This is a genomic window from Streptomyces pathocidini (assembly GCF_001418495.1).
Classification (GTDB): Bacteria; Actinomycetota; Actinomycetes; order Streptomycetales; family Streptomycetaceae; genus Streptomyces; species Streptomyces pathocidini.
On the sequence record NZ_LIQY01000248.1, the window covers coordinates 1 to 10,928 of the forward strand.

At 73.2% G+C, this 10,928-nt stretch carries 9 protein-coding genes; 3 read left to right on the forward strand and 6 right to left on the reverse strand.

The features are described 5' to 3' along the window. Positions 1-1,108, reverse strand: a 1,108-nt coding sequence (locus AOK16_RS13470; protein WP_055472512.1) for a glycosyltransferase family 4 protein, incomplete at its 3' end; no start/stop codon positions are given. 100 nt (positions 1,109-1,208) lie between these two features. Then, on the reverse strand, positions 1,209-2,636 hold the full coding sequence (locus AOK16_RS13475; protein ID WP_055472506.1) for a hypothetical protein: 1,428 nt from the start codon (positions 2,634-2,636) through the stop codon (positions 1,209-1,211). 330 nt (positions 2,637-2,966) lie between these two features. Between AOK16_RS13475 and AOK16_RS13480 the strand changes: the two genes are divergently transcribed. Then, positions 2,967-4,439, forward strand: coding sequence for a PP2C family protein-serine/threonine phosphatase (locus tag AOK16_RS13480; RefSeq protein WP_055472507.1), 1,473 nt, complete (start codon positions 2,967-2,969; stop codon positions 4,437-4,439). Positions 4,440-4,622: 183 nt separating this feature from the next. Here AOK16_RS13480 and AOK16_RS13485 read toward each other — a convergent pair whose 3' ends face one another. Then, the gene (locus tag AOK16_RS13485; protein WP_055472508.1) at positions 4,623-6,137 is read right to left on the reverse strand and encodes a DNA-binding protein NsdB; all 1,515 of its coding nucleotides are present in this window, start codon (positions 6,135-6,137) and stop codon (positions 4,623-4,625) included. A 234-nt stretch (positions 6,138-6,371) separates the two neighbouring features. On the opposite strand from AOK16_RS13485, the gene AOK16_RS13490 reads away from it, so the two are divergent. Continuing rightward, positions 6,372-7,496 (forward strand): aminoglycoside phosphotransferase family protein, encoded by a 1,125-nt coding sequence (locus AOK16_RS13490; RefSeq protein ID WP_055472509.1) that lies wholly within the window; start codon positions 6,372-6,374, stop codon positions 7,494-7,496. A 242-nt stretch (positions 7,497-7,738) separates the two neighbouring features. Further along, on the forward strand, positions 7,739-9,754 hold the full coding sequence (locus AOK16_RS13495) for an N-acetylmuramoyl-L-alanine amidase (protein ID WP_055472510.1): 2,016 nt from the start codon (positions 7,739-7,741) through the stop codon (positions 9,752-9,754). Between the two features lie 113 nt (positions 9,755-9,867). Here AOK16_RS13495 and AOK16_RS28235 read toward each other — a convergent pair whose 3' ends face one another. From AOK16_RS28235 to AOK16_RS13505, 3 genes are all read right to left on the reverse strand, one after another. Then, positions 9,868-9,978, reverse strand: a complete 111-nt coding sequence (locus AOK16_RS28235; protein ID WP_240483552.1) for a glycoside hydrolase family 95 protein — start codon at positions 9,976-9,978, stop codon at positions 9,868-9,870. A gap of 42 nt (positions 9,979-10,020) precedes the next feature. After that, entirely contained in the window at positions 10,021-10,521 is a 501-nt protein-coding gene (locus tag AOK16_RS13500; RefSeq protein WP_055472513.1) for a glycosyltransferase family protein, read from the reverse strand. A gap of 64 nt (positions 10,522-10,585) precedes the next feature. Further along, entirely contained in the window at positions 10,586-10,825 is a 240-nt protein-coding gene (locus tag AOK16_RS13505; RefSeq protein WP_055472511.1) for a DUF397 domain-containing protein, read from the reverse strand. Positions 10,826-10,928 lie beyond the last annotated feature (103 nt).

Sequence of the window (10,928 nt, forward strand, 5' to 3'; positions counted from 1 at the left end):
AGTGGTCGAGCAGCCGGTCGCCGACCGCCTCCCAGGTGCGCCCCTCGACGGTGGCCCGCCCCGCGCTCCCGTACCGCGCCCTGAGTTCCGGATCGGCGGCCAGGGAGCGCACCGCGTCCCGTACGGCGTCCGCGTCGCAGGGCGGGACCAGCAGGCCCGTACGGCCGTGGTCGACCAGGTCGAGCGGTCCGCCCGCCGCGGGCGCCACCACCGGCACCCCGCTGGCCATGGCCTCCTGCACGGTCTGGCAGAACGTCTCGTACGGCCCGGTGTGCACGAAGATGTCCAAGGAGGCGAAGATCCGGGCCAGTTCGCTGCCGGTGCGGCGGCCCAGGAAGTGCGTGGAGCCGGGCAGTGCCGTCCGCAGCCCGGGCTCGCTGGGGCCGTCACCCACCACCACGAGCCGTACGCCCGGCAGTTGGCCGGCCGAGGCCAGCAGGTCGACGTGCTTCTCGGGCGCCAGGCGGCCGATGTAGCCCACGAGCACCTCGCCGTTCGGGGCGAGGTCGCGGCGCAGCCGCTCGTCGCGCAGCCCGGGCCGGAAGCGCTCGGTGTCGACGCCGCGCGGCCAGAGGCGGACCCGCGGGATCCCGTGTTCCACGAGGTCGCGCAGGGCCGCCGAGGAGGGGGCCAGCGTCCGGTCGGCCGCGGAGTGCACGGTGCGCATCCGCCGCCAGGCGACGCCCTCGCCCGCGCCCACGTATGTCCGCGCGTAGCCGCCCAGGTCGGTCTGGTAGACGGCGACGGCGGGGATGCCGAGCTTGGCGGCCGCGGACATGCCGCGCACGCCCAGGACGAACGGGCTCGCGAGGTGGACGACGTCGGCGCGGTGCGCGGCGACCGAGGCGGCGACCCGCCTGCTGGGCAGCGCCACCCGCACCTGCGGGTAGCCGGGCAGCGGCAGCGAGGGCACCCGGACGACCGGGCAGGGGTCGAGGGACAGGCCGTCGGGGCTCGGCGGGGCCTCCTGCATACCGGCGGGCACGGCCGGGGCGATGACGAGGGGTTCGTGACCGCGCCGTACGAGGTGCCGGGCGGTCTGGACGGCGCAGTGGGCCACGCCGTTGACGTCGGGCGGGAAGGATTCGGTGACAATGACGACACGCATACCCGTGTTCTCGACGCCCGGGGCGTTCACCGAGCCACGTGGATCTTTCCCCCCGTGAAACGTCCCATGAGCGTTTGCCGCAGCCGGCCCGGCGGTGTCGTCAAACGGCGGGCATATCGGGGCCGATGCGACTGCGGACGGCCGTCTGGACCTCGGCCTCCTCGGCCGGGTCGGCGGCGAGTCTGCGCAGTTGCTCGACGACGCGCTGGTCGCCGATCTCGGCGTGCAGCGCGGCCAGTTCGCGGGTGGACTCCTCGCAGTCCCACAGGCACTCGACGGCGAACCCGGCGGCGAACGACGGGTCAGTGGCGGCCAGGGCGCCGGCGGCGAGGCCGCGCAGGTGCGAGGAGGAGGTCTCGCGGTAGATGTGGCGGAGCACGGGGGCGGCGCAGGCGATCGAGAGGCGGCCCGCGCCCTCGACGAGCGGCCACAGCCCGTCGCCGTCCGCGCCCTCGGCCCGTACGGCCCTGCGCAGGGCGGCGAGGACCAGGTCGGCGTCGCTCCGCCCGCCGCGGCGGGCGAGCATGCCGGCGGCGGCCCGGCCGACGGCGTCGGGGCGGTGGGCCCAGCCGCGGGCGCGTTCCAGGGCAGCGGTGCTGCGCATCCGCTCGAAGGCGGCGACGGCCGCCTCGGCGACCGGCGGCGGGCCGCCCGTGGCCGCCGCGTCCAGCAGGTCGAGCGCCGCGGTGTCCTGCTGCTGGGCGAGGTAGTCGAGGGCGGCGCAGCGGGCGCCGTCCTGGCCGCCGCGGGCGGCCTCGACGATCTCGGGGCGGTCCTCGGGGGCGGCCACGGCGGTCAGGCAGCGGGCCGCGGCCGCGTGGCGCGGCTGGGCCGGGTGCTGCTCCAGACCCTGCTGGGCCCAGTCGAGGACCTCGCGGACGCTCCAGCCCGGCCGGGGTCCCGCGGGCCGCAGCTGGCGCTGCCAGCGGTCGAAGCAGCCCTGCTCCCGCGCGGCGAGCACCCGCCGCGCGCCGTCCGGGTCGTCGGGGCTCTCCGCCCACAGCCGCCACGGCCGGGGCTCGAAGGCGTCCCGTACGGCGGCGGCGAGGCGGGCCTCGCCCTCGGGGGTGCGCGAAAAGCGGGCGAGCACGGGGCGGCCGAGGGCGCGCAGCGCGGTGTCCTCGTCGCGGACGGCCAGTTCGTCCAGTGCCCAGGCCCAGTTGGAGCCGGTGGCGGCGTAGCGGCGGAGCAGCAGCAGGGCGTCCTGGCGGCCGTAGCCGGCGAGGTGGCCGAGGACGGAGAGGGCGAGGCCGGTGCGCTCCTCGCCGGTGTCCATCTGGTCGTCCTCGTCGAAGAGGTGCTGTTCGATCGCGTCGAGACCGCCGTCGAGCCCGAGGTGGAGCCGGGCGTAGTAGAGGGAGCGGTTCTCCAGTTGCCAGTCGCGCCGGGGGTCGCGCAGCACGCAGTGGTGCAGCGCGGCGAGCGCCTCGGACCGCGGTGCGGCCAGGGCGTGCAGGGTCCCGTCGCCGCGGCCTCGCTGGAGGAGGCCGAGCAGGGTTCCGCTGGGCGCTATGTCTGGATCGAACATGAGGTCAGCATCCGGTGCGGTGAGTTCGCTGGCAACGGGATTTCCGCCCGCCGCCATCCTTGCCGGTGTCCGGGAGGCCTACGCCTGGTGAACTGCGAGGAATTCCCGGGGTACCGCGGGCCGCAGCCTACCCGGAGGGTAGGCTTCCGCAGAGCCCGGAGAACAGTCCGCGGGGGTTGTGGACGATCACGACGAAGCCAGTCCCCAGGCATATGCCACAGGCATCACCGAGTCGAGTGTTGCCGAATCCCTTACAGACCGTCGCTCCCTGTGCAAGAGTCGTTACCGGCCCTTCCGTCTCAGTCGGCCGCGCCTGTATCGGAGTACGTGATGCCGTCCCACACGTTTGCGGACCGTTCCGCCGCCCAGCCGCCCGAGCGCGGCACGGTCGAGGCACTCATCTCGCAGACCCACCGACTCCGTGGGGACGTCGACGCCGTGCGGCGCGACGCCGTACCGGACGAGGACGACCCGCGCCTCCGCTGGCAGCGGGCCCTTTGCGACCTGGCCGTCCACCACCTCGACGACCTGGGCCTGCAGCTGGGCCAGCTGCGCGACGGGATGCCGCCGGGCGCGGAGGCTCCGCTCGCGGAGGCCGCCGGAGGTGTGGCCACGGTCCAACTCCCCGCCACACGGACGGAGTCCGGCTCCGGCCCCGTCAACACCCCGGCCGGCAGCGCCGAGTGGAACCTCCTGACCGACGAGGTCGACTGGTCGGAGGAGCTGTTCCGGCTCTTCGGCCGCTCCCCCGAGGACGGCGCCCTCTCGCTCGACGAACTGCCGTCCTTCGTGGTCCCCGAGGACCAGCAGCTGCTCACCGCGATGGTCACCGACTGCCTGGTCGACGGGAAGCCGATCGACGGGGAGTTCCGGATCACCCGCCCGGACTCCACGACCCGCACGGTGCACATGATGGGCGAGCCGGTGCTCGACGCCGACGGCTGCACCGCCTCCATGTGGGCCGTGGTGCGGGACGTCACGGAGCTGCGCCGCCGCCGTCAGGCGGTGCACGACACCCGCGACTCGCTGCGCCGGCAGCAGCACATCGCCCGCACCGAGCGCCGGATCGCCGTCGAGCTCCAGGAGTCCGTACTCCCGCCCTGGCGCGGCTCGTTGCGGCTCCCGCCCGGCGGCAGCACGAGCCTCGACCTGGCCGCGCACTACCTTCCCTCCGCCACCGGCGCCCTCATCGGCGGCGACTGGTACGACGCGATGCCGCTCCCCGACGGGCGGGCCCTGCTCAGCGTGGGCGACCTCACGGGGCACGGCGTGGCCGCCACCTCCGGCATGGCGATGCTGCTCGGCGCGCTGCGCGGCATGGCGGTGGCCGGTGCCGAGCCGGGCCCGCTGATGGGCTGGCTCAACCAGCTGCTCGACGCCTCCGCCCAGCCCGCCCTGGGCAGCGCCGTCTGCTGCCGCTACGACCCCGCGACCGCCACCCTCACGTGGTCCCAGGCCGGCCATCCCGCCCCGCTGCTCTTCCGCGAGGGGATCGGCCGCGCGCTGGAGGCGCCCGAGGGCGTGCTGCTCGGGGCGACCTCCGGAGCGGTCTACGGCCAGGCCGAGGAGCGGCTGCTGCCGGGCGACGTCCTGGTGCTCCGCACCGACGGACTCTCCCCCCGCAGCATGGGGCTCGACGACCCGGCCGACGACGCCACGGGCGCCCCCCGCCTGCTGGCCCTTGCACCGCGCCTGTCCGCGGCTCGCAGCGCCCAGGAGTGCGTACGGGTCGTGGCCGAGGAGTTCGGCGGCGCGGAGCGAGAGGACGACGCCTGCGTGCTGGTCGCCAGAATCGGCCCCTGAGGACACCGACTGACAGACGCCAACTGGCAGACACCCGCTGGCAGACACCGGTTGAAGGACATCACCCCACCTGGGGGCTCCAGCCCAAGAGATCTCGAGAGCGCTTGAGACCTCAAGGCACCTAGCAGAGGCACCCAGCAGGCTCGGGCAAGAGGGGCACCCACCGCGCTGTGGGTGCCCCTGTCACACGCTCGCGATCCGGTTCTGGGTGGCCTTCGCCTCCTTGGCGGCCTTCGCGGCCCCCTTCGGCGTCGGAGCCTTGGGCAGCGCCCGCTCGATCTCCTCGCGCAGATCGCCGATCTTGGCGTAGCCGGCGTAGCGACCGGTGAGCCGGTACATCTCGCGCAGCCGGTCCCAGGTGCGGTGGGAGGAGGTCTCGCCGATGCTCAGCAGCGCCATCCGGGCGTAGGTGTCGGCCTGTTCGGGATCGTCGCCGATGAAGCAGGCCGAGGCGATCGAGATGTGGTCGAAGATCTGCGACCGCTGGCGGCCGTTCTCCCGGAGGTGCAGCGCCTCCTTGGCGTGGCGCTGGGCAACAGCGGAGACCGCCGGATCGTGCTCGGCGAGCGTGCGGTAGACCAGCCCCTGCATGCCGTGCAGATCGGCCTCGTTGAACAGCTGCATCCAACTCGGGGGCGGCACATCGCCCTTGTCGGAGGTGAACAGCTCCTCCGCCTCGCCCAGCGTGCGCCGCACGGCCTGGCCCTGGCCCTTGGCGGCCTGCGCCCAGGCCTCGATGGTGTGGAACATGGCGCGCGTGCGCGGCAGGGTCTCCTCGCCCGCACCGGACTTCGCCAACTTCATCAGGTCTAGGGCGTCGTCGGGGCGGCCGATGTGCACCATCTGGCGGGCCGCCCGGGAGAGCGCCTCGGCGGCCCGCGGGCGGTCGCCGCCCTCGCGGGCCGCGTGCGCGGCGATGACGAAGTACTTCTGGGCGGTGGGCTCCAGGCCCACGTCGTGGGACATCCACCCGGCCAGCACGGACAGGTTGGCGGCCACGCCCCAGAGCCTGCGCTGGAGGTGGGGGGTGTGGTGGTAGGCGAGCATGCCGCCCACCTCGTTGAGCTGGCCGACCACGGCCTTGCGCTGGAGCCCGCCGCCGCGGGCGGCGTCCCAGGCGCGGAACACCTCGACGGAACGCTCGAGGGCCTCGATCTCCTGGGAGCCGAGCGGGGCCGCCTCGTAGCGGTCGTAGCCGGCGGGTGCCGCGGTGAACGAGCCGCCGGCGGCGGCCCCTTCGGCGGCGAGTGGGGGGTCGGCGTGCAGCCAGTCGTACATGGCGCCGGTGAGCACAGAGCCTGCGGTGAGCGCGGCGCCCGCGCCCACCATGCCGCGTCGGTTGAGCATGAGGTCCATTCCCGTGAATTCGGTGAGGACCGCGGCAGTCCGCTCAGGCGCCCAGGGCAGTCCGTCCGCGGACTGCCGTCTGCCGGCGCGCCCGCGCCGGTCGAGACCGAGGTCCTCGATGGTGACGACACGACCGAGGCGCTCGGTGAACAGGGAGGCCAGCACCTTCGGCACGGGATCGCGCGGCACTTCGCCGGTGTCGATCCAACGCCGCACCCGCGAGGTGTCGGTCGCCAGCTGGGGGTGGCCCATGGCCGCCGCCTGCCGGTTGATCAACCTCGCGAGCTCGCCCTTGGACCAGCCGGTGAGGCCGAACAGGTCCGCGAGTCGGGTGTTGGGTTCCTTGGTCACGTCAAGCCCCCAGGTTCCTCGGCTGAGTTGACCGTATCGGTACGTCATGGGCCCGGCGACTATTCGCCAGGGTTCGCCAGGGTTCGCCAGATGGTGTGCCACCCGCGGGTGGGTGTCTGTTAGAACCGCGCCTCCCCGACCCGGTGGCCGGACAGCACTTCCCCAGGGTGCGGTCCACCCACCGGAGCGGAGGCGCACCAAACTCGTCGGCGCACGAAGGGACCTGTATCGCCCATGTACGCAGCATCGTCCTCCGTGTCCGCCCAGCCCCGCACCCACCGCCCGCAGCCGACGGGCGGCGGCCCGTACCTCGACCCCTCGCACGCGGCGGGGGCGGCTCCCGGCGGCCCGCGCGCCCCGCGAAGGACGCCCGGGCCCGGGCCGCTCAGCGGCAGAATCGACCTGTCGGGGCCACAGGGCGCGCAGTTGCGGACCGCGATCGCCTCGGTGCACCGCGTCTGCCCGGAGTTCAGCCCGGTGCAGGTGCTCCGCCGCAGCGGCCGGGCCGTGCTGCTCATCGGGACCACCGGCCGCACCACCGCCGTCGCCAAGTGTTTGCTGGACCACTCTCCCGCCTGGGCCGAGCGGTTCCGGCAGGAAATAGCGGCATACCGGGCGTTCGTCCGCCATCGCCCGCCCGTGCGGGTGCCCCGGCTGGTCGCAGCGGACCCGGACAACTGCACCCTGGTGATCGAGCGGATGGCGGGCCGTCCCGCGTCGCTGCGGCGGCACCCGGCCGAGGCTCCGTCGCGTACGGACATCCGGGCGGCGCTCGGGGCGATCTGCAGGGTCAATCTGTGGCGGCCGCCGGCGGGCCTGTTCGACGCCCCGCTCGACTACGCGAGTCGGCTGGCGCGCTACCACGAGCTGGGTCTCCTGACGGACCGTGACATGGGCGATCTGCAGAAGCTGTTGCACGGGGTGGCGCACGCCTCGGGCAAGCACGCGCAGGCCCAGTTCTGCCACGGCGACGCCCAGCTGTCGAACATCCTGCTCGCCACCTCGGGCCCGGTGCTGGTCGACTGGGAGCACGCGGGCTGGTACCTGCCGGGCTACGACCTGGCAACGCTGTGGTCGGTCCTCGGCGACGCGCCCGTGGCCCGCCGCCAGATCAGCCAGCTCGCCCAGTCCGCGGGCCCGGCCTCGCGGGACGCCTTCCTGGTAAACCTGATGCTGGTGCTCACCCGCGAGATCCGCACCTACGAGACGGCGGTGCAGCGCACGATGCGGGACCCCGCCCCCGTGGTGCCGGGCGTGACCATGTCCACCGGCGAGGAGCAGCGGCTGCTGCTGCGCAGGCTGTACGACGACTGCGCGATGGCCCGCCGAGCGGTGCGGGCGGCGGTGGGAACCCGCTGAGATCCGCACACCGCCGCTCTTGAAGCCCGGCTTGAAGCCCTGGTTTGAAGCCCCGGAAACAGCCCTCGAGTGCACCCCCGAAAAGCCCAACCATAGGAAACCGGCCGAAACCTGACGAGCAACCAGAACATAGAACGGACCGAAACACATACGGGTCCTAGATGCAGATCATCGCGGCGCGCCCCGGGACAAGGGGCGCGCCGCGCGGCACGATTGACAGGTCGTCAATCAGAGGAGGCTGCATGCGCGGATCCCTTCCCGGCCGCGTGAAGAGCGCGCGCCGGCGCATGAATCGGGCGGCGGGCGCCACGGCGACCGTCGCTCTGCTGTTTCCCCTCATCCAGGCCTCACCCCCCGCCGCGGCGGCGCGGCTCGACTCCGGCTCCCTCCAGCGGTCCTTCGCGACCGCGGCGAAGGAGTACCACGTACCGCAGAGCGTGCTGTTGGGCGTCTCGTATCTGCAGTCCCGCTGGGACACGCACCGGGGTGCGCCGAGCGTGTCCGGCGGCTACGGCCCGATGCACCTCACCGACGCCCGTACGGCCCTGGCCGCCGCGGCGCGGGCCGGCTCAGCCGAGCACCACAGTGCGGGCACCGAGGACCCGCGCGGGGACGCGTCCCGCCCGCTGGCGGCGCGCCCCGCGCACGCGGCGCCCGTGGCGTTGCCCAAGGCGGCGGCGACCTCCGCGCGGCTGCGGACCCTGGACCGCGCTGCGGGTCTCACCGGCATCGGGCCGGCAGCCCTGCGCCAGGACCCGGCGGCCAACATCCGCGGCGGCGCCGCGCTGCTGGCGGCCGCACAGAAGAAGCTGGGTCGGCCGCTGAGTTCGGACCCGGCGCAGTGGTACGGCGCGGTGGCCCGCTACTCGGGCGCCGACGACCGGACCACGGCGGCCACCTACGCGAACGATGTCTACGAGGTGATCCGCTCCGGCGCGACCCGGACCACCGACAACGGGCAGAGAATCGTTTTGCCTGCCTCGCCGCGGGTCTCCCCCGACACCGCGCAGGTACGGCGGTTGGGTCTGCGGGCGGCGGCCAAGGGGAGGGCGGAGTGCCCGTCGTCGGTGGCCTGCGAGTGGGTGCCCGCGCCCTACAAGGAGTTCGGGGACGCCGACCCGCCGGACTACGGCAACCACGACCTGGCCGACCGCGGCTCCCAGGACATCGAGTACATCATCATCCATGACACCGAAGGTGCATGGAACGGCGTTCTCAAGATGGTCCAGGACCCGGCCTATGTGTCCTGGCAGTACACCCTGCGCTCCTCCGACGGGCACATCGCCCAGCACGTGCGGAACAGGGACGTGGCCTGGCACGCGGGCAACTGGTACACCAACGCCAAGTCCATCGGCCTGGAGCACGAGGGATTCCTCGCCTCCCCCGACGCCTGGTACACGGAGGCGATGTACCGATCCTCGGCGCGGCTGGTGCGGTATCTGTCCGAGAAGTACGACATCCCGCTGAACCGGCAGCACATCCTGGGCCACGACAACGTGCCGGGACCGACCGCCAAGACGATCTCCGGGATGCACACCGACCCGGGCCCGTACTGGGACTGGGCGCACTACTTCGAGCTGCTCGGCAGGGAGTTCCGCCCCACGGCGGGACCGGACAGCGACGTGGTGACGATCCTGCCGGAGTACGCCCGGAACCAGCCGCCCTTCGTGGACTGCGAGAAGAAGGGCAAGGTCTGCGCACCGCACGGCTCGGCGGCCGTACGGCTGCACACCGAACCGCGCGAGGACGCCCCGCTGGTGCAGGACCCCGGGACGCACCCGGGCGGCGGCGCCTCGACCAAGGGTGTCAACGACATCGGCGCCCGGGCGACCACGGGCCAGCAGTTCGCGGTGGCCGCCCGCAAGGGCGACTGGACGGCGATCTGGTTCCTCGGCCGGAAGGCGTGGTTCCTGGACTCTGACCGGCAGCGGGCCAGCGTGAACTCGAGGGGCTTTGTCGCCACCCCGAAGGAGGGCCTCGACGAGGTCCCGGTCTACGGGCGGGCGTACCCGGAGGAAGAGGCCTACCCGGACTACATCGACCCCCAGCCGCTCGAACCGCTGCCGTACAGGTTCCGGGCCGGGCAGGCGTACGTGGTGGGGCTGAGGGTCGCGGGCGAGTACTACTGGGCCACGACCTTCGACCCCGAGGACCACGAGGTGGTGCAGGGCGAAGAGGACTATTACCAGATCCAGTTGGGGCACCGGATCGCCTACGTGAAGGCCGACGACGTGGACGTGGAGCGGTCCAGGAGTTAGCCGGAACGGTTCTGCGCGCCGACTGCGGCCGCCGAACGCCCCGAGGAGCCGCCGCCCGATCCCCATCGGGCGGCGGCTCTCTCCTGTTCCAGAAGGTCTTCTCGTTGAACGGATCAGCTCGGAAGCGGCGTTTCGTAGATCATCGCGCCGAGCGCGCCGTTGCCCAGGGGGAAGGCCGCGCGTTCCCGGTCGGCGGCGAGGCCGTCGCGTTCGGAACCGCGCACGGCCCGGCGGCCGACCGGCTCACCCGGCTCACGGGCGGGGGCTCAGCGCTGCTGGAACATCTCCGCGGGCAGCGGCTTGAGCAGCGCGTAGAGGTCGTCCGTGATGGGCCGGTCCCAGCTAGCGATGGTGACGAGGACACCGTCGCTGCGGTCGAACTGGGCGCAGGAGATCCTGCTCTCGGAGAGCTTGACGCGGCGCACGATGAGGAGGTTGTCCTCGTGCATCACGGGGGTGTCCTCGGACTCCACGACGTGCACCGGCTCGTCGTTCCCGAGCGCGGCCAGCAACTGCGCCACCTCGAACGGGACCTGGCCTTCGCCGAGTTCGCGGGCAGGCGACCCCTCGGGCAGGTTCCCGATGATCATCGCGGGCCCGCGGCCGCCGAACAGGTCGTACCGCAGGAAGACCCCCTGGCAGCTCCCGTCGGGCGCGGGCAGCAGCCCCGCACCGAGGTTCCCCGGCCAGTCACTCGGATCCATGGCCAAAACATCGAAATCCGGCCCGGTGGGGGTGGGGGCACTACGGCGGCGGAGGAACGACATGGGCCCCATCGTACGGGTCCACCTGCGGCCAGCGTCGCGGGACCGGCCCACGCCCGACCGGCGGCTACGTGAGGTCGAACTCGCCGTCCCGGGCGCCGAGGACGAAGGCGCGCCATTCCGCCGGCGTGAAGACGAGTGAGGGTCCCTCCGGATTGCGGCCGTCCCGCATCGCGATGTAGCCCTCGACGAAGGCGATCTGCACGTCGCCCGTGCCCTGGCTGCTGGACTGCCACTCGGCGTTGCTCAGGTCGAGCTTCGGCTTCTTGAACTCCGCCGGCGGCTGCTGTGTGGTGCTCTCGGCCACTTCCGCACTCCTCCCGGTTCCCCGGTTCCTGACCCGGTCGACTACCCCGGTCAGCCTAGCGATCCGGGCGGGGGCCGGACAGGCCGCCGGACCGCCGGACCGC

Coding starts and splice junctions, on each gene's coding strand:
- AOK16_RS13475 (WP_055472506.1), bottom strand. CDS start 2,636: ATGTTCGATCCAGACATAGCGCCCAGCGGAACCCTGCTCGGCCTCCTC.
- AOK16_RS13480 (WP_055472507.1), top strand. CDS start 2,967: ATGCCGTCCCACACGTTTGCGGACCGTTCCGCCGCCCAGCCGCCCGAG.
- AOK16_RS13490 (WP_055472509.1), top strand. CDS start 6,372: ATGTACGCAGCATCGTCCTCCGTGTCCGCCCAGCCCCGCACCCACCGC.
- AOK16_RS13495 (WP_055472510.1), top strand. CDS start 7,739: ATGCGCGGATCCCTTCCCGGCCGCGTGAAGAGCGCGCGCCGGCGCATG.
- AOK16_RS13500 (WP_055472513.1), bottom strand. CDS start 10,521: ATGTCGTTCCTCCGCCGCCGTAGTGCCCCCACCCCCACCGGGCCGGAT.